We start from the raw sequence: 21,733 nt of genomic DNA, 5'->3' as shown, positions 1-21,733 counted from the left end.
GATCAGATCGCTTGTTACGCAAGCCCTTTGCACGTCGTGCAAGCCGTCTCGACGCCCCCACCGGGCGTCCGTATCGTGGAGAGCCCTGCTGTGCAGCGTGGAGGGTCCCGTGCCCGTTGACCCGCTCTGGAACAGTACGAAGGCACGTGCGTTAGCCGCTCAACGCCGCCCTGGCGGTCTGATCCGGCTCGGTCGTGAACACCGCGCGTGGACGCTGGCCGCGCTCGGGGACCGGCTCGGCTGTTCAGCGGCCACAGTCTCCCGGCTGGAGCGCCGCACGCGGATCGTCGACCTGGCCCTGGTGCACCGCGCTGCACTCGAAGTCGGGATGCCCCGACACGTCCTGGTGACTTCTCTGGCGCCACCCTCCGCGTTGGCACCGGCCGCCACTAGAGTGACGGCCAGTCCGCGTGATGCCGAGGAGGACTCCATGCGCCGCCGTACGCTGCTCACCGCCACGGCGGCCGCCGGACCGGCCGCCCTGCTGATGGGCCTGGACGAGGCCCTGGCCGACACCCCCGCCCCGCGGCCGGGCGCTGGGCCCCTGGACGCCCGCCTAGCCACCGGCCGCGAGCTGTACGACAAGGGCGCGCACCAGCAGCTTCTCGCCTCGCTTCCGGACCTGTTCGCGGACGCGCACGCCGCGGTCGCCTCCCGCCGCGACCTCGATCAGGCCCGGCTCTCCTCCGTCTACAGCCTCGCCTCCGCCGTCCTCATCAAGCTCGGCTCCTACGACCGCGCGCGGCTGACCGCAGACCGCGCCCGCACCTGGGCCCAGGTCTCCGGCTCCCCGCTCGCCGCGGCGGCTGCCGCCCGGGAGCTGGCGATCGTGCTGCGCCACCAGGACCAGAACGCCGCCGCCCAGCGCCTCATGTCGTCGGCCGCCGCCGACGTGGAGGCGACCGGACTGCGCACCGGCGCCTCGGCCGCCGCGTACGCACAGATGCTGTGCACCCTGGCCTACACCGCCGCCCGCGGCGGGCAGCGCACCGACGCCCTGGCGATGATCGAGGAGGCCCGCCGCGCCGCCCGCCAACTGCCGCCCACTGCGCCGGCGGGCCGCCTGTTCCCCCTCAGCCCGGCAGCCGTCGACCTGTATGCCGTCGGCGTCCACTGGGCGCTCGGCGATGCGGGTGCCGCACTGGAGGCCGGGAAGAACCTGCGTGCCGCCCAGTTCCCGACGGCTGAGCGGAAGGCTCGCATGGGTACCGACATGGCGCGAGCCTGGTGGGCGTGGCAGCGGCCGGAGCAGACCGCCCGCGCCCTGCTGGATGCCTACCGGGCCAGCCCTGGAGAGGTTCGGGATCGGCCCGCCATCCGCGGCATCGTTCACGAGTTGGCCGAGCGGCACCCGCGCACCAGCGGCGTGCGCGAGCTGCACACCGCTGTGACACGGGCCATCTGACGCCCGAGCCGGTCCGGTGCTGCGTCACCAGCCCTGTACATCCACAATCCGGGCCCGCCACAAAGGCCGCCCTGGCCCATCGCGGCTGGCCCCTGCAGCGTGCCCTGGTCGTTCGTGATGAACTGCGCGGCCGCCGGCGGGCGGGATGTATGCCTAGCGCACCTGGACTGGCTCCCGCGCGACCTGACGGCGGCGTGATCCGGCATGATCGGGGTGCCCGCGGTACAGCGCTCTGACCGCGGGCACCCACTCTTGTGGGCGGCCCCTCGCTGAGGGGGCCGTTGCACCAGGCGTGCCTGTCCATGTCGGCTTGTCGACGGGCCAGGACCTGTGAGCGTCGGCGCCAGAGAGTTAGGACTTGTCCGGGCGATCATGTTCGGCGATTCACATCGTTATCAGCGAGCTCTCCTGGGAAGCCGCTGGTCAACATAGGTTCACGACCATGGACAGCCCACAGCAGAACGCAATCAGCGAGCCCGAGGTCATCGGAGGCTTTTTGGAATCGCCCGCTCCGGACACCGCGGACGACGAAGCCCCATCAGCGCCCCGCACACCCCGGGTCAAGGCCTGGATATTGGGCGGGCTGGGAGGCGTCGTGGCGGCGTCGGTCGTGTGGGGTTCAGGGCTCTACGCATTGGGGCTTCCCGGCACACCCGACACGGTCGACTATCACGTCGCAGACCAGCTGTGCGACAAGGCCCTCCTGCCGGGGCTGAATACCCGGTTCGCCAAGGACACGGACTGGAGGTCCTCGGTGACGAGGCACACCGCCATGGACACGGCGGACTGCTTCGGTGGGCTGCAGGCCAGCGGAAAGGACCTGCACCGCGGCCGGATTAAGCTCTCGGTCGTCCTGCACAAACAGACCGACCTGGCAGCCGAGTTCGAGGCCAGGCGGGCAGGCACCAGGAAGCGGTTCGCGGCGGGCGGGGGTGAGGGAAAGACCGATGTACACCGTGTTCCCGGCCTCGCGGACCATGCCTATCTGGTGACCAACGAACTCGGGGACGGCTTCTACTGGATGCAACTGAATGTGCTCGACGGCAGAGCCGAGTTCACGCTGGAGCTGACCGTCATGGCCAGGGGAGACGTGTCCCTGCCTCCCACTCCCAAGGAACTCGAACCACTCCTGATCAAGGATATGAAGGACGTAATGAGCAGCCTCAGCGAGAGCGGCTGAACCGCAGCCGGGACGGAGGGAGCCAGACTCCCCCCAGCGTCTCGGGCCGACAAGATCGCCCGGACATCGCTTAGTCGGCTGAAGGCACGTCGGCTGGGGCGAGGTCGGTCCGGATCCGTTTCGTCTGAACGGGGTGTCGCCAGCGGCCGTGGTCGACAGCTGTGTCGCCCACGAACTCTGCGACGAGGTGGGGTGCCACGCAGGTGAAGGTCAGGGGCTCTCGGCTGCCCCAGTGGGAGGTGATGCGCATGTCCTGCCAGGGATGCTGGCACCAGCGGGGGACAGCAGGTGGCCGAGTTCGCGCTGGAGGGGAGGCGGCAGCGGCGTGCTGCGGGCGACCAGGCGCAGGCGCCCGCGGGAGGTGTAGCGGCCGAGCAGCAGGCTGCTGGGGCGGGTGAAGGGGCCGGTAACGGCTCCGATGATGGCCTCGGCACTGTTGTGGGCGCGGATCTTGCGCCAGCCGCGGCGGCCGGGAAGATACGGTTGGGCGGCGCCTTTGGCCACGACTCCTTCCACCCCGACGTCCGCCCATTCCTGCAGCCACAGACCAGCCTGCTCGCTGTCGGTCGTGGAGGGAGTGAGAGCCCACGGGGACTGTAGCTCATGCCCCTGGAACAGCGACTCAAGAGCCGCGCGCCGCTTTGCAATGGGCCAGCTGAACATCTCGGCGCCCGCGTGTTCCAGGAGATCGAAGGCGACGAAATGTGCCGGCTGGGCCGTGGCCAACTGCGCCACGGCACCCGGTCGGCGGTTCATCCGCTGCTGCAACGCGGTGAAGTCGAGTCGGCCCTCGGTGTAGATCACGGCCTCGCCGTCCAGTACGACGTCCTCCCCCAAGGATGCCGCCGCCCCTGCGATCTCGGGGAACGCAGCCGTCAGTTCGCGCAGGTTCCGCGACTGCAGATACACCTGACCGGCATGTGCGAAGACGAGCATCCGGTAGCCGTCGTACTTCGGCTCGAACACCGTGCCCCCGGGCAACGCTGCGGGACCGGGCAGTTGCGGAACGGCGAGCGCCAGCATCGGCGCCACCGGAGGGGTAACCGTCACGGACAGGACATCCCCTCGACAGTAGAAAGTGCAGGTGAAGGGGGTCTGGACCGGCGGGGCCGTGAACCCCGCTGCCGGGCAGCAGCGGTCATGCGCTGCGTGGTTTGCGGCCGCTCACCTTCTTGGCGGGAGCCTTCTTCGGCGTCGCCTTCTTCGCAGCCTCCGTGGTCTTCTTCCCGGCGGTCTTCTTCGCGGTCCGCTTCTTTGGGGCCGGGATTTCGTGCACAGTGGCGTCTTCGCGGCTCTCCCCGCGGGACTCCTTGGCCGCCTGAACGCTGGCGTTGAGGGCGGCCATCAGGTCGACGACTTGCCCGGCGGGCGGCTCTTCGCCCTCGGCCTTGGGCGGTGTCTTGCCCTCGGCCTTGGCCGCGATGACCTGCTCGAGCGCCTCGCGGTAGTGGTCGGTGTATCCGGTGATGTCGTCCTCGCCCATGGCTTCCAGCAGTGCCAGGGCCCCGTCGATCTCGTTGTCGTCCACGTCGGTCTCCGGCGGCGTGAGCGTCTCGGCGGAGCGGATCTCGTCCGGCCACCGCATCGCGTGCAGGATGATCGCTTTGTCCTTCACCCGCAGGAGGCCCAGGCGCTCGTGGCCGTGCCACGCGAACTTCGCCACGGCCACCTTCGCGCTCCGCTCCAGCGCCTGGCGCAGCAAGGTGTAGGGCCTCCCGCATCGACATGCCGCCGCGATGGTCACGCCGGATCGCCGCGTACAGCTCGACCTTCGACATCTGCGGCATGACCAGCACCTTTCACCAGGAGCATCCCGATGCTGCCCTGGCAAGAGACCCGGTGCCTCCCAAACTCATCAATACCACCCGTCCGTGGAACGAAGGGGTCTGGTGCAGGTTTGGGTGACAGGTCAAGATGTCACCCGATCGTGCACCAGACCCCACCGTCGCACAGGCAGGCTTACGCTCACCCTTGCAGGCGATCTGCCACATCAACGAGAGCGCGCGGCCGCTGTCGGCCCTCAGACCATGGACGCTATTTCAGATCATGGACGCTATTAACGAGCAACAAGCCTCCGGGCCGGGCATGCTGGTGCTGGACATCAGGGCCGCGGACGCAGCGACTGCCCTGGCCGCCCTGCACGAACTGGACCGGGTGGGGCTTCGTCGGGCACCGACCGACTATGGGGAGTGCCTGGCCAAGCGGGCGTGAGAACACGCGCATGTGCCGGTGCACTCGTGGTCAGGGGGCATGATGGCGAGCCCGACCGCTTCCCCGGCGCGCAGAAGTCTTGATCACGAGCGGAGTTGTAGCTGTCGAGAAACGTCTCGCACGCCCGGAGCACTCACCCATGCGGGTGGACAAGTTCACCGCAGAAACGATCACCTCAAGGCGGTTGCCAGGGATGGCTTTCCTGGCTTGTAGAGCCAGTCGTTGAACAGAGCATCGAGGGCTAGCCTGGACTTTTTTCGGCATAAATCGATGAGGTCTGCTGACTGAGCGCTTCCGTGCCGGTGATCCTGAGTCCACGTTTGCAGGATGGAGAAGAAGGTCTTGTCGCCTACGGCTTTGCGGACTTGATGCAGGGTCATGGCACCTCGGCCGTAGACGGGCGGGTCCGATACCTGCTCCGGAGTGGGCGGAGCTGCCGGGGGGAAGTCCCAGATGCCGTCGCTCTCCGGATGGGTGCCGTTGTAGAAGGCGTCGAAGGTCTCCTGTGCCGTGTTGCCGCCCTGCTCCTCTTCCCACAGCCATTCAGCGTAGGTTGCGAAGGCTTCGTTGAGCCACATGTCCTTCCACGAGCGGGGTGTCACTGAGTTGCCGAACCACTGGTGAGCGATCTCGTGGACGACAAGGTTGTCGTCCGGGGCCGTGTCGAAGTAGGGCCTGGTCTGGGTTTCGAGCGCGTAGTCCAGGTCGGGGAAGTGGTCGACGATGGCACCGGTGGATGCGAACGGGTAGGGGCCAAAACGCGTGACGGCCCACGTGGTCACTTCGCCCACGAGCGATGGGATGCGCTGCGCCTTGGCCTTTTCGTCTGGGTCTATGGCCACGTACACGGGCAGGCGGCCACTTCTCGTCTCGCTGAGGTCGAAGTCACCGACCGCGACGATGGCTGCGTAGCTTGGCATGGGGTCTGGGCTACTCCAGGTATACGTCCCCCATCCCCCTTTCACTGTGCGGCCTTTCAGCGTGCCGTTGGAGATGGCCTTCAACGGCTCGGGGACCGTGATGGTGATGTCGTAGCTGGCCTTGTCGGAGGGGTGGTGATTGCCGGGGAACCAGGCCATGGAACCTGTGGGTTCTCCGAGGCCCACCGCGCCGTCATCGGTCTCCATCCAGCCTTCCGTCGACCCTTCTGAGTCCTCAATCGTTTCCGGCACACCGTCGTAGACGATCACCGTGGTGAATTCCTGGCCGCGGCGAACCGCGGCGGACGGCGTCACTACTAGCTCGTCACCGCGACGCACGGTCTGGGCAGCATGTTTGTTGACCGTGGCCTTGTGCACGGTGAGGCCGTGCAGATCCAGGTTGAAAGAGCTCAGCGATTGGGTGGCCCGCGCGGTGATCACTGCTGTGGCCTTCAGCATGTTTTCATCGGGCTGATAGGTGAGCGAGAGTGCATAGTGGGCAACGTCGTACCCTCCGTTGCCCAGCTGGGGAAACAGGCTGTCACCGATGCCGGCCGCGCCAGCCGAGGCGGCGGGCGAGGGGCGTTCGCCTCCCGATGTCGAGCCTGTGCAGGCAGAACAGAACAGCAGAGCGGTGGCAGCCGGCAGAGCCAACCGCCAGAGTACGCGGGACACTCAGTCTCCTTGTCACAGGTGTGGGGTGGCGGTTCAGGACGGGAGAGACCCGGCGGTATCACACGGTCGAACATGACGGCCGTGTGATCAGGCGTGCGCTTATCGTTGTCGGCTCAGGAGGAACGAGAAAACCGTGCGACCCGTCGGCGAACACCGATGACACTCAACGCAGCCAGTGTCGCGGCCGCGACGCCGAGTGCGGCTCGTTGCCACAATCTCCAGCCGTCGGCCTGCCGTTCACCAGCGGCCTCTACCTTGACCTCGCTCCAGAGAACCGTGGGGTCGTAGTCGCAGACGCTGTCCCGGTCTGCCTCGTTCACGCACCGGGCACCCTGGTAGGTCAGGGTGAACTTCACCTTGTACGTCCCTGGTTGGTGTTCGGGAGAATGTGTCCCGAACCGACCCAGGCACGGCCGGGTCCCCCAGGGCGTTTCCTTTGTCCAGAGCGGAACTGGGCATTTCCACCCCCGTCGGATGCGGATTTCTTGGCTCTTCTTTGACGGTGATCACGACATTCTGGCCTGGCTCTGCCGGGCCGGTGCCTGAGGCATATCCCTTGTTCGGCAGCGGCACTTGCTCCGCGTCCGCCACCCCTTGCCCGCCGACAAACAGAGCAAGCTTCCTGCGCATCGAGTGCAAGACCTACTCCGGGGGCGCCTCCGGCGGCCCCTTCCTCGTCAGGAAGAGGGCAGGGTGGGGAATCATCGGCGTGATCGGCGGCTGGCACACCGGCGGTAACGTCGACGACATCTCCTACAGCTCCTACCTCGACGGCGACGCCAAGAAGCTGTACGACGACGCGGTCAACAACAGGCCGCCGGCCAGCCGCGGAGAGAGCATTCAAGGGAGCTGCGGGCGGGTGGGTGGCACGAGACGGCCGCCACATACAGAACGGCCGACTCGACGAGGATGCATGTCAACTCGGGTCGCTGGTACAGCCGGTGCGGCGGCAGGTATTCTCCCCCAGGAGGTTGTCCGTGTGCGCTGACGAGCTTGCTCTATTCTGAAAGAATAAGACACGCACTCGGGCAGGACCACCGGCAAACGAGACTTCTATCTTCCCCTCGTAAGCAAAGTTTCCCTCGCCGCAGAACCTCTGCGTGTAACTATCCCTACCCGCGGGATCACCATCCGAGGCAACTGGATCGAAGCGAACGAAGCGGCACCTGCTCACACCGGAGGGGATTTTCATCGTACCCTTGTATATGACATCCTGGTTGTGCCAGGTAAGGGACCCGGTGATATAGCTGTTCCCGTAGTCGACTGCAAAACGTGTCACTTCGCCGCTCGCATCCGCTGGCGCAACGGGTATGCCGGTTATCGCGAAAGATAACGCGGGGGCAATGAAGAGTCGCTTAAGCATCTTCGAATCATTCCTTTGTTTGACCGAGATGTCCTGCCATCCCGAAACCACTACCAGCCTTACATTTCATGAACCGATGCGCTATTTCAAAGTAAAGGGTCTGTCTAAGGTTGCGCACAAAGGCTTATTCCTCAGATACGTTTGGCGACGATCCTCTTTCCGGCAGCTTCAAGGATCAAGATGTTTCTGGCGGTTCCGTCGCCGCCGCTATCACTGTCCCACCACTTGACGAAATGCTGCGCGAGCAATTCTGGTTGCTGTTGCGATTTTCCGTTGTAGTCGGTGGACAGTTCGATGTCAAAGTCGTTTTCCGTGAGTTGAACCGTCACGAGTCTGCTCGTGTGTTTGGCCTCATCCTGTGCGCCGTTACGACTGGCCCATGTGCGGAAGCTCTTGAGTAGTTCGGCATTCTCCTCGCGCTTGGTCACTGTCGCGGTCGGGAGATGCTGCGGCCTGGCGGCGACACCGTCGAGGCAGCCCTGCACCCAGGCGCCCCGGTCGCTTTCAGCAGAAGCGCCGGCGTCCAGGGCTCGTCGTGTGCAGCCACCCCATACGGTCTCGCGCACCGCGGTGCCCTTACCTCCTGAGTCATACACAGATTTTCCCGTCACATAACCGGCCCGATACGCCGTTGCATGGGCGGGTTCGCTAGCGCGCGGCGAGGGAGGGTTTTTCGACGAATCATCGGCCCCACAGCCAGTCAGAACAAGCGCCCCCACGGCCAGGATTGACATATTCCGGATGACCGCATTCATGGTTCTCCCCCTTCGATGGACTCCCCTCTTCGAGGAGAGCGCATCGGCGGTCCGTTGGTTCATTGCCTGTGGAACATCGGCCTGAAATCGCTGGCCTGGCGAGGAATGGCCCAGCTACGGTCCTGTAGACCACAGCGGATCTTGCCCAGGAGGCTGTAGATCCGCTGAATCTCATCGTGGGGGAAGCAAGTTCTATGAGAATCAGACGTACCCTGCTCGCATTAGCAACCGGCGGTGTGGTAGCGATCGTGGGGGTGGTGCCAGCCCATGGCGAAACCGTCCCGACTGCTTCGGCAACCGCCGAGCCGAGCTCGGCGGCCCCGTCGCCCGGACTGACTACCGGACGACCGAATCTCACTCCTAGCACGCCTACAGCTCCAACGGCATCTGTTCCTCCGTCGGTCAGGTCCGTCGATCCGACGGTGCCGCCCGCGCCCACCTCGCCCATCGGTCCTCCGGCTTCTGACGCCGAAGCCGGGCTGGACACCTACTGGTCCGCCGAGCGGATGGCCCAGGCCGTACCAGTTGAGGAGCAGCACGCACGCGAGGCTCTGGTGCCATCTGGTGTGCCGGCACGAGCGAAGCGTTCGCCTTCGCATCCGTTCGAAGGCATCAAGGAAGTCGGCACCTTCTACTGGGCTGAGACGGACGAGAACGGCGAGCTCTACTACCGCTTCTGCGGTGGCACTGTCATCACGTCGCCGGGCAAGAACCTGGTGGCCACGGCGGCGCACTGCTTCGACGACAGCGATCAGCGGCATGCGCTGGTGTTCGTTCCTAAGCACAGCAAGACGAACCCCAAGCCGTATGGCGTCTTCCCCATTCAAAAGGGGGAGATCTATGCGGACCCCCGCTACATGAAGAAGGGCGGCTTCAAGGCACACACAGATCTGGACTTCGCCATCCTCAAGACAGGCGCACGCTCGGACGGAAAGCTGGTCCAGGACGTTGTCGGCTCCATCCCGCTCGGCATCAACCTCGGGTTCGACCACCCCAAAACACGGGTCATCGGCTACCCCGGCTTCGAGTCGAAGCAGAACCCGCTGGACTGCGTCACGCCCATGAAGAAGTTCAGCACGGGCAACGAGGGCGACTGGAAGGGCGGCACCTTCACCGAGATCAACTGTGACGGCTATATCGGCGGTACCTCCGGGGGGCCCTTCATCACCGCGGGTAGCGAGGCTCCGCGGCTGGTGGGTGTGACCGGCGGCTGGAAGACAGGCGGCAGCAGCCCGGACACCTCGTACTCCTCCTATTTCGGGGACGAGGTGAAGCGCATCTTCGACGCGGCGGTCGCCGGCCGGATACCGGCACCGGTCGTGCTGCCCGAGGCATCCACCTGGAAGCACGCCAAAGACATCCAGTCCGGCTACTTCACCCTCAGCGGGCCTATAGAAGACGACCGGATGGACATGTTCGTCATGTGGTCAGACGGTGAACTCTCGCTCTACCGCGGAGCCGGCCAGAATCTGAACTACTTCGACAAAGAGTTCAGGGTCCAGAAACCCGACAAGTTCTGGGCCGACCACGCCAAGCAGATCGTCGCAGGAGACTTCACCGGCGACAACGGCTCCGACCTCATAGTCCGCTGGTCCGACGGCGAAGTGACCCTCTACCCCTCCGTGGACGAGAAGGGCTTCCACGGCGAGAAGCAGCTCGTCGCCCCCAACCCCACCTGGGCCAAGAACGCCGCTGCGCTCACCGCAGGACGGTTCGGCGGCAACGAGTGGCAGGACGACCTGGTAGTGCGCTGGTCCAACGGAGAACTGACGGTGTACCAGAACACCGGCGACAAACTCGGCAAAGAGATCACAGTCCGCGCCAAAAACGACCGGTGGACGCACGCAGTCGAACTGGGCTCCGGCGACTATACCCACGGCAACGTCTGGGACCTCGTGGTGCGCTGGTCCGACGGTGAAGTCACCTGCTACGGAGACTTCACCGGAAGCGGACCGGGGACCGAACACAAATGGCAGGCCCCGAACGACACCTGGACCCACGCCGTCATCGTCACCGGCGGCGACCACACCGACAACCCCTGGCCAGACGACACGATCGTCCGCTGGACCGACGGCGAGCTGAGCCTGTACGCCGACGGCAACGAAAACGGCGTCGGCCGCGAGAACCGACTCGTAGCCCCCTGACACCAGCAACTCACCTGGGAGACCTCATGAAGTCAGCAGTACGCGCCGCGGCGGTTGCGGGATTAGCGCTCACCGCGCTCGTCGCCCCGGCCGGACCATCACAGGCAATTCCCCCAGGCACGGTCCTCATCAATCCTGTCTGCAACAAGTGGATATCGAACGGCGGCAGTACGGGCAACACCCGTTGTGGGCCCAAGAGCCACTCCTCCCAGCCCGTAGGTCAGCACGCCGAGGTTCTCTGCCGCAATAGCGGCGGACGCACCTTCACCATCCACGGTCCACGACAGTCAGTTACCAGCAAAGGATGGGGCAAAACCTCAAGCGCAGTGTGTTCAGGAAACGGCACCGCAGGCGTTGTGAGGGACGTCGACTTCTACACCCACGGCTGACAACCCAGCATGCCGAGGCGCCCCACCTCGCAAAACGCTAGGCGGGGCGCCTGCGGGCACCCGGGCCGGCCCGGGTGATCCACCCAACGATTCGCTGTCGACACCACTGTGTGCTTGGGGTCTCTTCCGGGTGCTGGATGTTCATTCCCAACTACTGGCCGTACCCTGCACCACATGAGTCACTGACACGAGACAGCGGCGGTGACCGGGATCGAAGGCAATCTCCATGGCCACAACAGCGAATACGCCGGCGAGCATCACCGCCACAACAGCGTTGCTGGAAGAGGAACTTCCCCGCCTGGAAGAACACCAGCAGATGCTCGAGAAAGAACTCGCCTCGGTCTCCCGCACCCCCGGTGACCGCTCAGGAGAACAACACATCCGACGGCACTCCCCCCGCGCCGGGACGTTCCGGCACCCGCGCGTCAGCCGCCCCTCGCAAGGCGCCGGCGAAGAAGCCCGCAGCACACAAGCAGAGCAGGCGTCCCGCGAAGAAGGCGACATCCGCGAAGCCCGCGAAAGCACCCAAGAAGGCGAAGCCCGCAAAGACAAACGCTGCGAAGACCACCGCGCGCGCTGTGGCCCCTGCAGAGAGCGGAGGCCTGACCGAGCAGGTCGTAGCCGTTCTCTCAAAGTCCGGCGGCAAGGCAGTCCGGGCCCGTGATATCGCCGAAGCCCTGGGCCGCGACGACACACTCAACGGCATCAACACCATCCGCAGCACACTCGACCGCCTCGTCGCCACATCACGGGCCCAGCGCGCCGGCCGAGGCCTCTACCAAACAGCCGCCAACTGATCCCCGACCACCCCCCTCATCCCAGTGAGGCAAGACAGGTACCGGGCACGCTGGCGCAGCCGCCGAGAGGATCGCCGCAGGTTGCCGTGCCATGAAGTCAACGAACGCGGCCGGTGCCGGCCAGCGGGGGAGCATACGAGAAGGCCGTGAAGCAGCCTGCCGGAACGACTGGCGGGCAAGGACGCTAAGGGACGTGCCCGACCCGCACGAGGGCTGCGCCGCGCAACCGCACCAGGGCTGCCCGTACCGAACCGGACGGATCCGTGTCCATCAGTCTCTCGTGCAGCCACTGGCCCCAGCCCGACGTGAGATGGGAGCAGACCGTGCCCGCTGCCCGCGCGCAGGACATCGTCCGCGCCTTCGTCGAAGACACGCTGCGCCGCGAGGCACAGGGCGACACCGCGTGAGCGAAGCGCATGCCCAGCCGGCCGGCGTGGCGGCCTGCCCGGGATACCGCCACCACGGTCGGCATGGGGCGCCGCTGGCGCTGCCTGCTCGACCTGCCCGGATGCCGCAGAGAAGACCCTCGCGCGAACACGAGTTCCCGTTTTGGAGCTATCCGCGAATTCCGGACCGTTGATTGTCAGTGGCGTCCCAAGGCTGGCGGCATGAGCCGCGCACACTCCTGACACAGGTCGCGCCGGCCGCCTACTGATTCCCAATGTGGTTGTCAACGCCTGACTTGTGACTGGCTGTAGCCACCTCAGCCAAGGCTGGCAGCGCGAAGTGGCGGGCCGCTCTCGAAGGGGCGACCGTCGCGTAGGAGTGCCCACAGGACGTTCAGGCGGCGTCGCGCGAGGGCGATGACGGCTTGCTTATGGGTCTTCTTCTCGGCCCTCTTGCGTTCGTAGAACGCCTTGGAGACTGGGCAGCATCGGGCGGCGACCTGGGCGGACATGTAGAAAACCCGCATCAGGCGACGGCAGTAGCGACGAGGTCGCCGCATATTGCCTCTGATCCGTCCCGAGTCCTTCGGAACGGGCGCCAGGCCGGCGACACCGGCAAGGCGATCGGCGGTGCCGAAGACGCTCATGTCGCCGCCGGTATGGGCTATGAACTCGGCGGCCAGGACAGGGCCGTGGTCGCGAAACCGGCCCTCGATCAGGGCGTCGGTCTCGGCGATCTCCTCATCGAGGGCCATCACCTCCCTCGCCAGCCTGGCCACGACGGCCGCGGCCAGCTTCTCTCCGGGAACGGCGGTGTGCTGGGCCTCGGCGGCTTCGACGGCGGTGGCCGCGACGAGCCTGTAGTTGCGGACCTTGCGGTTCTTCAACCAGACGGCCAGGCGGTTCCTGCCGATCCGACGCAGGGCGGCCGGCGTCTGGTAGCCGGTCAGCAGGAGCAAGGACGCCTTCGAAGTGCTGTAGTCGAAGGCCCGCTCCAGAGCCGGGAAGTACCCCAGCATCTGGGCCCGCATCCGGTTGATCGCCCTCGTGCGGTCCGCGGCCAGGTCCAGGCGGCGAGAGGTGAGGATGCGCAGGTCGACGGCGATATCGTCGCCATGGTGCATCGCTTGGAGGTCGCGGCGCATGCGGGCTTGGTCCGCGATGATGAAAGCGTCCTTCGCGTCGCTCTTCCCGTCACCCCGGTAGGAGCCGGAGGCGTGGTGGACGGTGCGGCCGGGGATGTAGAGGACCTGCTGCCCGTTGTCGGTCAGAAGGGCGATCATCAGTGCGGCCCCGCCGGCATTGAGGTCGATCGCCCAGGTCACCGGCTCTCCTTCGCTCAGAGCGAGGACATCCGCAATCAGTTCCAGCAACGCGGTCTCGTCGTTGGCCACCCGCCGCGACAGCCTGCGCTTGCCCTCCGCGTCGATCACCACGCAGTGATGCTCAGCCTTGCCCGCATCCGTACCGGCCCATAGTTCGGGCACGACCACCTCCGGAGTCGTTCCTGTTCGAGTCCCAGCAGACGACCTCGCCAGCGTGTCCTTACCAAGCGATCTTGCCGCGCGCATCCCAATCAGTGGCCGAGTCGTCGCGGGGCACCGGGCGGCCAATCAGTAGAAGCCACTCCTGCGGCATGAGGTTGACAGCCACACCCGGTGCCCCTGGGCCTCCCGATCCTACGAGTGACCGGAATCAACCCACCAACAACGTATGGAGGTTTTCAGGCTGGTGTCGGTGTACTCAGGGGCAGTCTGGTAGCGGTGAGGCAGCCGTCGACGAGGTGGGGCCTGTTCTGGATTCTGCGTAACTCTCGGCGGAGTGTGCGGTCGAGGTCGTCAGGCGATTTGAACGCGGTGTTGGCCATCGTTCTCCGCAGGAGTGACCAGACCCCTTCGACGGGGTTGAGGTCGGGTGCGTACGGCGGGAGGCGGACGGTGGTGAGCCAGTCGTGCTCGGCTTCGTACCGTTTTAGTCCTGCTGCCAGGTGGGTGTTGAGGTTGTCCCAGACCACCACGATCGGGCCGCCGAGCTGGATGTGGGCTCGTACCAGCAGGTCCCGGTAGTCCTTCCAGGAGAAGCTCTTCCGGGCGCCCTTCAATATCAGGTGGCTGCGAGGCCGGTGGATCAGGCGGCTGTTCTGGCCGGGTTTGTAGCAGCACAGCGCGGCGACCGAGGTCCTGCGGCGGGATCTTCCGCGAACCCGGATGACGGGGTTGTGTCCGCGCCGGCCCCAGGTGCGGGCGCGGGGCGGCGTCATGGAGAAGCCGGCTTCGTCCTCGAAGACGATCCACGCCCCACACGCCGCCGCGAGGCTTTTACCCGCGGCCACACCTCCTTCTTCCACAACTCGACGGCGTGCCCATCACGCTCCAGTGCCCGGCGGGCGGGTGTCTGCCAGGACCAGCCGTGCCGTTTCAGCAGACGCCACACCGTTGCCATCGACAGAGTCAGCCGGAACCGGCGGCGGATCACGATCTGGACCCGGGGGCCAGGGTCCACCGCTCGTCCTCGAAGCCGTGCGCGGCCGGGCCCTTGCCCAGTTCCTCCTCAAGCACGGCGAACTGGGCACCGGTGACGGTCGGGGAGTTCGCCGGACCTGCCGAGCGCAAGGCTTCCATCCCGCCCTCACGCCAGGCCCGGCGCCAGCGTTCCACCGAGCGCACACTCACCCGCAGGTCCTTCGCGATCACCGCGGTCTTCTCACCCGGCGCGAACCGGGCCCCGGTCGGCAGCCGGATCTTCTCCCGAAAGGCCCGACGCTCAGCGGTCAGGCCCCCACCCTCCGGATAACGCATACCAACGGCATACCGCAGGGACATGACCGTCACTACCCGACGACAACCCGCAAACCTCAGCAACTACGGGACACTGTACGGGCCTTCCTCGAGCATGCGCTGCAGGAAGAGTCCGGCTGATAGACGCATCCGCGACCGTGCCCAGTGCTGCCCCGACTCCAATGAGACGAACGCAGCCCCAGCGTCTCAATCGATCCGAGGATGCCCAGGTCTCGGGCTCACACCTGTCTCAGATTCGATTCCGACAGGACAGATGTGGTCGATGGCTCCTTGTTCGTGCCCCGCAGTGAGCACCTCCATCACAGCCGTCTTGCTCGATGAAGCCGAAGCCCTTTTCTGAGTTGAACCACTTCACGATCCCGGTAGCCATGTGCCCTCCAGAGAGACTTCCATTCGGTCCCTGCATCCTATGAGCCCGATGTGATCTCTTCCTTAGGCCCTGTTCTCGTACAGCTACGGCCAGGTGGCGTGTCGCGCTGCGCGCTGCCTGGGTCTGGGGCCTGAGCGAGGGTCGTTGGTGCAGCGGATAGCGGTAGCAGTCGACTCGTGGATCATGCCTGAGCCGCATCGCTGGACTGAGTACCTGAGCGATCCTGGCCACGCTGGGCGCCCGCTTCATCAAGGAGGCCGACCTCGCCCACAACCCCAACGCGGACCGGCTCGCCCTGCTCGACGAACCGACCCGGATCCAGCTCGGCGGTCCTGCGGCAACTCGGGGCGCAGTGGGCCCGAGCACGCTCTTCGCTCCCCAGCTTCCCCACTCGGGTTGAGGCACCCACGAACTGAGGCGAAGAGGGCCTCTGGCCGTTTTCAGGAACCTCATGAAGACGGGCGGCCAAGTTCTCGGTCAGGTATCGGCCCATCGAGTGAGCGCGACCGGGTGGACGACCAGGTGGCGCCGTTAGGGGGCGTTGGTGCGGGGCACCCATGGGGTGCCCGGGGCTTGTCCGCTTCAGCGGTGTGGCCCGCACCTGTAGGTGAGGAAGAAGGAGTGCTGCCGGATGACGACCGCGCGCGAGATCATGACGGCGGGCGCCGAGTGCATTGGCGCCCAGGAGACGGTGCTTGAGGCCGCGAAGAAGATGACCGAGCTGGGGGTAGGTGCGCTGCCGATCTGCGGCACGGACGAGAGGCTCAAGGGCATGCTCACCGACCGCGACATTGTGGTGAAGGTCCTGGGCGCGGGCAAGGACCCGGCCGCGGTGAAGGCCGGTGACCTCGCCCAGGGCGAGGCCGTCACCATCGGCGCCGACGATGATGCCGAGGAGATCCTGCGCACCATGAGTGAGCACAAGGTCCGGCGTCTGCCCGTCATCGACGGGCACACTCTGGTCGGCATGGTCGCCCAGGCCGACGTCGCCCGCGCCCTGCCGGACCCGAAGGTCGGTGATCTGCTCCAGGCGTTGTCCACCGACTGATCGTCCCGTGTGCGCGACAGGGGGGCGCCCCGGTAGTGACGCGGTGCTCGGGACTCCATCGTGCGGATGGGCTCCCTTGCACCGGGGTTCATTCCTGCTACATGTGCGGCTGGCCGTAGTAGCGGCCGAACTGCTCCAGGTAGGTGGGCTCGCCGGCGTACCTGGCCTCCTCGAATTCGGGAGCGTCTTTGATCTGGTCTTTGGTCCGGTTGACGTAGACCGTTTCTGCGGCCGTGTCGATGCGCTCGATAACGCCGGCGGGCAGCTGTACGCGCTTGCCGAGGGTAGACCAACGACGGCGCCGCGGCAGGTTCGCGGAAGACACGCACGAGCAAGGACCCCGCGGCCCTCGGCGCCGCGCTCCCGGGCTTCCGGACCGGCGGGCCGTCGGTCCTTGTGAAAACGGTCCGACTTGCCCACTGGAACGCGCAGGTCATGTCAACTCCCTTCGCCACCCGCCCCTCACGGTTCCACGGGCCGTCACCGAGAAAACCGTGTTTGATCCCATTGGTGCGGGTTACTCGATCACGTCCGGCGTACCGCGGCTGGGTCTCGCACAGATGTGGTTGCGGGCTGGACGCGGATTTCCCTGTGACGGTGGAGGAGCTGGTCAAGATGAGTGTGGTGTCGGCGCAAGGCGGGGGTGGAGGAGGCTCCAGCAGCCTGTACGACGTCCTGGAGCTGGTGCTCGACCGAGGTCTCGTGATTGACGCGTTCGTGCGCGTGTCCCTGGTCGGGATCGAAATCTTGAAGATCGATGTGCGAGTGGTGGTGGCGAGTGTGGATACCTATCTGCGCTTCGCCGAGGCATGCAACCGTCTAGACCTGGAAGCGGGGCCACGCAAGCCGGCCGGGCTGCCGGAGGTGGTCGACGGCCAGCTCACCGGATCCGAGAAAGGCGCCAAGGCCAAGGGAGCCTTGTCCGGCGCCGCGGAGGCCGTCTCCGATGCCTTCCAGCAGGCACGAGACCATGGCCGGGAACGCGAGAAGGCTCCCCGGCGCCGGACCCAGCACGAGGAGGAGCGATGAGCACGTACGTGTACGGCATCGTCCACGGCTCGCACCCCTCGCTGCCCGAGAACAACCCCGGCATCGGCGACCCGCCACAGCCGGTGCGCATCCTGCGCGAGGGCAACCTGGCCGCCATCGTCAGCGACGCACCCGAGGATCTGCGCCCCAAGCGACGTGACCTGCTAGCACACCAGAAGGTACTCGCCGAGGCCAGCAGCGGCGGGGTGGTGCTACCGATGCGGTTCGGCAACCTCGCACCCACCGACCAGGCGGTCAAAGCCGTTTTGGCCGAGCGTACCGACACCTACCTGGAGCAGCTGCGTGATCTGGAAGACACCGCCGAGTACAACATCAAAGCCAGCCACCGCGAAGAGGCCGTGCTGCGCCTGGTGATGGAGCAGAACGAGGGCATCCAGGCACTGGCCGAGGAAAACCGCAAGTCGGGCGGCGGTACCCAGGAGCAGAAGGTGCAACTGGGTGAAATGGTCGCCGCAGCGGTCCAGGAGCAGGAGCAAACGGATGCGACCCTCCTGCGGCAGGAACTACAACCAGCCGCCGCGGCGGTCAGTGTGGGGCCACAAAGCACCGGGTGGCTCGCCAACCTGTCGTTCCTGGTGGACCGCAGCAACGCCGAGGCATGGCTGGCCGCCGTCGACAAAGTGCGCCAGGAACAGCCCCACATGGAGATCCGGGTCAATGGCCCACTACCGCCCTACAGCTTCGTAGAACCACTGGCACAGCCTCAGCACCCCAATGCGGGGTGAGAGAACACCCCCCGAGGCCAGTACGCCGACGCCATGACGAGCGTCGTGAAGCTCGAGGCCCGTCCCACCGCCGGGCGGCGCTGACCGTGCCCTCGCGGGCGGCTGGCTTCGCCTAGGCGGCACCGCTGCCGCCCGATCGGTTCAGAATCGGCGGCGGGCTCGCCACCGCGATCGTGGCGCCTGGATCTCATCTGGCCCCTGTGGGTGGCGGCCCTGACCGTGACCGTCGTCCTGCTTGCCGTGGCCGGCGTCCTCGCTGCTGTCGGCAAGAAGCAGGTCAGCCGGGCCACCCCGCCCACCCCCGAACAAGCCATCCTGGGCGTCAAGGGCGATGTGACCGAGATCAAGGAGAGGGCACATGACCGACAAGTCCCAGGACAAGGGCTCCACCCCCGCCCCCGAGGAACTACGGAAACGGGCGGAGGGAACCCGCGAGAAACTCACCGAGACGGTCGATGCGCTGACCGCCAAGGCCGACGTCAAGGCGCAGGCGCAGCAGAAGGCCGGCGCGGTCAAGAGCCAGGTGCAGGACAAGGCCAGCCGCGCCCTGCATGCGGTGCAGGACAAGGTACCCGAGCCGGTACGCGAGAAGGCCGCCCATGCCAAGCAGCAGCTGACCGAGTCCGCCCACGCCCTCGGCGAGAAACTCCAGGACAGGACCTCGGAGCCGACCCGTGAGAAGGCCTATCACGTTATAGAGACCGCGCGCAGCAGCCGGGGCCTGCTCATCGGCGCCGGGGCGGCCCTGGCCGCGGTCGTCTTCCTCTGCCGCAGGAGGAAGAGCGGATGAAAGCGTCCGGTCGGCCTGACTCCTGGGCGCGGTGAGCGGCCCGCTGGCAGGTGCGCTGTTCAAGCAGGTGTGGAAGGCCACCGGCCAGGAGGAGGACGTGCCCGATGCCTTCAACGTGATCATGCTGATCTGGACCATCACTGCAGCTTCCACAGGCGAGAGCTGCAAAGGCCTGGTCGGCGACGAGCTGACCATCTGCCAAGCCGGTCAGGTCGGGACCGGCATCGGCGTCGGCCTGATCATTCTGCTGTGGGCTCTCGGCGACATCATCTTGGGTGTCATGTGGCTCATCACCGGGCCGCACAGCCGCTACTGCCCGGTGTGTGGCAACAAGGTGCGCAGAGGGGTCATGCAGTGCCGCGACTGCGGCTTCGACTTTCGCCATGCCGTGACGCCTCCCAAGCCGGGCCCGGAGCCACCGGGCGCATGGACCCTCAGGCGGCCCAGCGTGGACATCTCCAGCTCGGCCTATGGGCGCTCTACGTCTCTTCCCGCACCTTCTTCTCCTCTCGCAGCTTCTGCCACCGCTGGCGCTGACGCTCGCCGTAGGCCGCGTTGCGGACGGCGCCGTCGTCTTCGAGTCCGGATCCGAACGCACCCCCGACCATGCCCATGGAGCTGACGAACCAGGCGAGCACGGCGTAGTCGTGGACCCTTGTGTGTTGCCCGATGACCGTGCCGAAGACCGACGGGGTCAGGATGAGCTCGGAGACGCCGAAGAGGGCGAGGAACAGGACCACGTACAGGGAGAGCACACCGATGGTGATCGTCATGCAGGTGACTGTGTTGTAGAGGCGGGAGAAGGAGCGGGAGAGGGAACCGTGAGGGCGTTCCCAGAGCTCGTGATCGATGATGATCCATGCCGTGAGGGCGAGGAGGGACGCAACAGAGGCCCCGATCAGGCGCCCCACGTCCAGGCCCGAGGAGATGATCCAGGTCGAGCTGTTGATCAGGCCGAAGGCGGCGGTGGCGAAGACACCGGCCAGTGCGCGGGAGAGGGTGGCGAAGAGCCGCCAGGGCCGGTTGGCCCGCACCATACCGGTGACGAGACTCAGATGTCCGCGCAGGCCGGGCACGATGAGGCGTTGCACGCCATCCTCGCCGGCGCCCGCAGCTTCAAGCCAGCCAGCTTCCTCCGGGGACGGAGCGAGATCGGCACGTCCCCGGGTGAGCAGGCCGATGACATCCGTGACGACGTGCCGGGCGCGCTGTCGCATCCGCCAGGAGCCAAGCGCCGACAGGGACACCAGCGCGATGCGGTCCTCCGGGCTCACCTCGACGCTGACCGGGCGCAGGCCGGCTCGTCGAGGCAGATCGGTGAGGAAGACTCCTACCTCCCAGTCGCTCTCGGGGAGGAGGGGGCGTACCAGGTCGGCCGCGGAGGAGACGTCCAGTTGCTCGTCCGCGACCAGGGGTGCCGTGCGCGCCGTCACCCGCCAGTCGACGTCCGCGCGGACCCGCCGCCTCAGCTGCTGCGGCAGCTTGTCGGCCAGTTCCTGGGCGATCTCCGACGCCACTCCGGGGTCGGCGACCAGCACGATCCGCACCGCGTGCGCCGCAGTGTCAGGCAGGAAATCTGTCACGGTCTCAATCCGGTCGTCGGAGGGTGGGCAGGCCGCGCGGGTGGGGGCCATGCGGGCAGCCCGATTCCCGGCGCCGGAGGGTGCCTCGCCGGTTTTTAGCCCGAGGTCCCGTTGTAACGCCCCGCTACGTGGCGGTCGAGCGCGACAGGCGCCTTGGGCCCGGACTCCCCCGATCAGGCCGGGACGGGGAGACCGGCCGACGGAGGGTGAAGAAGGGCGAGTGCTGCGGAGGGCGTGAGGGTCCACCTCGGCGAGGGGTGGATCTACGTCCTGAGCGGGACGCTGCCTCTCACCCTCGGCGATGTCGAGGACCCCCTCGCCCTCGGCGAATCGGCCCCTTTCGAGGCGGCTCGGCGGGATTCAGCAGGGTGAAGGGCGGGCGTTCGCGGCGGACTGCCGGTCAAAAGCGGTTTTGCAAGCAGCGTCACCGGGAATCGAGGTCGGAGCCGGGGCTCCTTTGCTTTGTGACGGGTGGTCAGCGGCGGGTGAAGTCGTGGAGGCGGTCGGGCCGGCGGACGATGATGCAGGAGTTATTGCCGTCCTCCGCCAACCGGTCGACTTCCATCTCGAGGCCTCCGGGGGGAGGACTTGCCGTGGAGCCGTTGTGGCGGACGCAGCGCGCGACCACCTTCAGCATGGTGAGGAAGTTCTCGTCCAGCGTTTCGGCGTCGATCACGCAGTTCGTGACCTGGTGCCGCCAGTGCTTGGCCTCCCACATCTCTCCCAGCGCGAGGTGGTGCAGGTGCAGGCAGGACGCCGCCGCGCGGTGCTCCGGCGGCGAGCTACCACCAGAACTGTTGGGCGCTCTCCGGGTGTCCGGTGTGGCGGCGTCCTCGCCGACGACCCCGCCCGCAGGCGAAAGGTCGCCGTCGGCGGCTACGCCACCACCGCCGTCCTGGGTGCAGCAACGGCCGGCGCGACCGCGGTCTGGCAGGTCGGCGTCCTGCGCGCCGCAGCATGGACCGCTCGCGGCCTTGCCTCCGACGTCGCCGCCCAGCCCTGCCATGGCCTCGGCGGCGGAGCCCGACGTCGCGGTGTAGCTCAGCAGTTCATGCAGTTGCGTCTGCGCGGACGCGTCCAGCTTGCGCTGGGCCGTCGCGAGCGACCGGTCGTCGACGTTGGGCGGACCAGATACGGCTGCCGG

Annotated in this window: 20 protein-coding genes and 3 pseudogenes; 12 read left to right on the top strand and 11 right to left on the bottom strand. The window is 66.6% G+C overall.

Going from position 1 to position 21,733, the window contains the following annotated elements; translation table 11 throughout:
• Positions 1-109 precede the first annotated feature (109 nt).
• Both ACQEVG_RS37835 and ACQEVG_RS37830 read left to right on the top strand, forming a co-directional pair.
• A complete protein-coding gene (locus ACQEVG_RS37835) occupies positions 110-1,405 on the top strand; it encodes a helix-turn-helix domain-containing protein (RefSeq protein ID WP_432992610.1) in 1,296 nt (431 codons plus the stop codon).
• Between the two features lie 442 nt (positions 1,406-1,847).
• Positions 1,848-2,585 carry a hypothetical protein gene (locus tag ACQEVG_RS37830; RefSeq protein ID WP_432992607.1) on the top strand — a complete coding sequence of 246 codons (738 nt, stop codon included), beginning with the start codon at positions 1,848-1,850 and terminating at the stop codon, positions 2,583-2,585.
• A 210-nt stretch (positions 2,586-2,795) separates the two neighbouring features.
• Here ACQEVG_RS37830 and ACQEVG_RS37825 read toward each other — a convergent pair whose 3' ends face one another.
• Both ACQEVG_RS37825 and ACQEVG_RS37820 read right to left on the bottom strand, forming a co-directional pair.
• Entirely contained in the window at positions 2,796-3,635 is an 840-nt protein-coding gene (locus ACQEVG_RS37825; RefSeq protein WP_432992604.1) for an ATP-dependent DNA ligase, read from the bottom strand.
• An 88-nt stretch (positions 3,636-3,723) separates the two neighbouring features.
• On the bottom strand, positions 3,724-4,287 hold the full coding sequence (locus ACQEVG_RS37820; RefSeq protein WP_432992601.1) for a Ku protein: 564 nt from the start codon (positions 4,285-4,287) through the stop codon (positions 3,724-3,726).
• A gap of 344 nt (positions 4,288-4,631) precedes the next feature.
• Between ACQEVG_RS37820 and ACQEVG_RS37815 the strand changes: the two genes are divergently transcribed.
• On the top strand, positions 4,632-4,796 hold the full coding sequence (locus ACQEVG_RS37815; RefSeq protein ID WP_432992598.1) for a DUF6207 family protein: 165 nt from the start codon (positions 4,632-4,634) through the stop codon (positions 4,794-4,796).
• Positions 4,797-4,966: 170 nt separating this feature from the next.
• Here the strand turns inward: ACQEVG_RS37815 and ACQEVG_RS37810 are convergent, their stop codons facing one another.
• Both ACQEVG_RS37810 and ACQEVG_RS37805 read right to left on the bottom strand, forming a co-directional pair.
• Positions 4,967-6,391, bottom strand: coding sequence for a M1 family metallopeptidase (locus ACQEVG_RS37810; protein WP_432992595.1), 1,425 nt, complete (start codon positions 6,389-6,391; stop codon positions 4,967-4,969).
• 113 nt (positions 6,392-6,504) lie between these two features.
• The gene (locus tag ACQEVG_RS37805) at positions 6,505-6,747 is read right to left on the bottom strand and encodes a hypothetical protein (RefSeq protein WP_432992592.1); all 243 of its coding nucleotides are present in this window, start codon (positions 6,745-6,747) and stop codon (positions 6,505-6,507) included.
• A 146-nt stretch (positions 6,748-6,893) separates the two neighbouring features.
• Between ACQEVG_RS37805 and ACQEVG_RS37800 the strand changes: the two genes are divergently transcribed.
• Positions 6,894-7,379, top strand: coding sequence for a hypothetical protein (locus ACQEVG_RS37800; protein WP_432992589.1), 486 nt, complete (start codon positions 6,894-6,896; stop codon positions 7,377-7,379).
• A gap of 506 nt (positions 7,380-7,885) precedes the next feature.
• On the opposite strand, the gene ACQEVG_RS37795 is transcribed toward ACQEVG_RS37800, so the two are convergent.
• Positions 7,886-8,509, bottom strand: coding sequence for a hypothetical protein (locus ACQEVG_RS37795; protein WP_432992586.1), 624 nt, complete (start codon positions 8,507-8,509; stop codon positions 7,886-7,888).
• 422 nt (positions 8,510-8,931) lie between these two features.
• On the opposite strand from ACQEVG_RS37795, the gene ACQEVG_RS37790 reads away from it, so the two are divergent.
• From ACQEVG_RS37790 to ACQEVG_RS37780, 3 genes are all read left to right on the top strand, one after another.
• Positions 8,932-10,653, top strand: a complete 1,722-nt coding sequence (locus ACQEVG_RS37790) for a trypsin-like serine peptidase (protein WP_432992583.1) — start codon at positions 8,932-8,934, stop codon at positions 10,651-10,653.
• 745 nt (positions 10,654-11,398) lie between these two features.
• Positions 11,399-11,839, top strand: coding sequence for a hypothetical protein (locus tag ACQEVG_RS37785; protein WP_432992580.1), 441 nt, complete (start codon positions 11,399-11,401; stop codon positions 11,837-11,839).
• 263 nt (positions 11,840-12,102) lie between these two features.
• Positions 12,103-12,246 (top strand): hypothetical protein, encoded by a 144-nt coding sequence (locus tag ACQEVG_RS37780; protein WP_432992577.1) that lies wholly within the window; start codon positions 12,103-12,105, stop codon positions 12,244-12,246.
• Between the two features lie 296 nt (positions 12,247-12,542).
• On the opposite strand, the gene ACQEVG_RS37775 is transcribed toward ACQEVG_RS37780, so the two are convergent.
• The 3 genes and pseudogenes from ACQEVG_RS37775 to ACQEVG_RS37765 all read right to left on the bottom strand — a co-directional run.
• Positions 12,543-13,712, bottom strand: a complete 1,170-nt coding sequence (locus tag ACQEVG_RS37775; protein ID WP_432992574.1) for an IS110 family transposase — start codon at positions 13,710-13,712, stop codon at positions 12,543-12,545.
• Between the two features lie 236 nt (positions 13,713-13,948).
• Positions 13,949-15,023 (bottom strand): annotated as a pseudogene (locus ACQEVG_RS37770) (IS630 family transposase).
• A 289-nt stretch (positions 15,024-15,312) separates the two neighbouring features.
• A pseudogene (locus ACQEVG_RS37765) lies at positions 15,313-15,429 on the bottom strand (cold-shock protein); the annotation flags it as partial.
• Between the two features lie 595 nt (positions 15,430-16,024).
• Here ACQEVG_RS37765 and ACQEVG_RS37760 point away from each other — a divergent pair.
• Entirely contained in the window at positions 16,025-16,441 is a 417-nt protein-coding gene (locus tag ACQEVG_RS37760) for a CBS domain-containing protein (RefSeq protein ID WP_432992571.1), read from the top strand.
• A gap of 97 nt (positions 16,442-16,538) precedes the next feature.
• On the opposite strand, the gene ACQEVG_RS37755 is transcribed toward ACQEVG_RS37760, so the two are convergent.
• Positions 16,539-16,766, bottom strand: coding sequence for a hypothetical protein (locus tag ACQEVG_RS37755; RefSeq protein WP_432992568.1), 228 nt, complete (start codon positions 16,764-16,766; stop codon positions 16,539-16,541).
• Between the two features lie 290 nt (positions 16,767-17,056).
• Between ACQEVG_RS37755 and gvpJ the strand changes: the two genes are divergently transcribed.
• The 4 genes and pseudogenes from gvpJ to ACQEVG_RS37735 all read left to right on the top strand — a co-directional run bounded on the left by gvpJ (position 17,057) and on the right by ACQEVG_RS37735 (position 19,006).
• The gene (gvpJ, locus tag ACQEVG_RS37750; RefSeq protein WP_432993195.1) at positions 17,057-17,470 is read left to right on the top strand and encodes a gas vesicle protein GvpJ; all 414 of its coding nucleotides are present in this window, start codon (positions 17,057-17,059) and stop codon (positions 17,468-17,470) included.
• Complete coding sequence (locus ACQEVG_RS37745; RefSeq protein WP_432992565.1) at positions 17,467-18,216, top strand: GvpL/GvpF family gas vesicle protein; 750 nt, start codon at positions 17,467-17,469, stop codon at positions 18,214-18,216. The genes gvpJ and ACQEVG_RS37745 overlap by 4 nt, the downstream gene beginning before the upstream one ends.
• A 204-nt stretch (positions 18,217-18,420) precedes the next feature.
• Positions 18,421-18,498, top strand: a pseudogene (locus ACQEVG_RS37740) (phage holin family protein); the annotation flags it as partial.
• 76 nt (positions 18,499-18,574) lie between these two features.
• The gene (locus tag ACQEVG_RS37735) at positions 18,575-19,006 is read left to right on the top strand and encodes a DUF3618 domain-containing protein (protein ID WP_432992562.1); all 432 of its coding nucleotides are present in this window, start codon (positions 18,575-18,577) and stop codon (positions 19,004-19,006) included.
• Between the two features lie 479 nt (positions 19,007-19,485).
• Here the strand turns inward: ACQEVG_RS37735 and ACQEVG_RS37730 are convergent, their stop codons facing one another.
• Both ACQEVG_RS37730 and ACQEVG_RS37725 read right to left on the bottom strand, forming a co-directional pair.
• Positions 19,486-20,589, bottom strand: coding sequence for a hypothetical protein (locus ACQEVG_RS37730; protein ID WP_432992559.1), 1,104 nt, complete (start codon positions 20,587-20,589; stop codon positions 19,486-19,488).
• 475 nt (positions 20,590-21,064) lie between these two features.
• Entirely contained in the window at positions 21,065-21,595 is a 531-nt protein-coding gene (locus ACQEVG_RS37725; RefSeq protein ID WP_432992556.1) for a hypothetical protein, read from the bottom strand.
• Between the last annotated feature and the right edge of the window lie 138 nt (positions 21,596-21,733).

The organism is Streptomyces sp. CA-135486, assembly GCF_050936555.1.
Taxonomy (GTDB): domain Bacteria; phylum Actinomycetota; class Actinomycetes; order Streptomycetales; family Streptomycetaceae; genus Streptomyces.
This window is presented reverse-complemented; position numbering and strand designations above follow the sequence as displayed.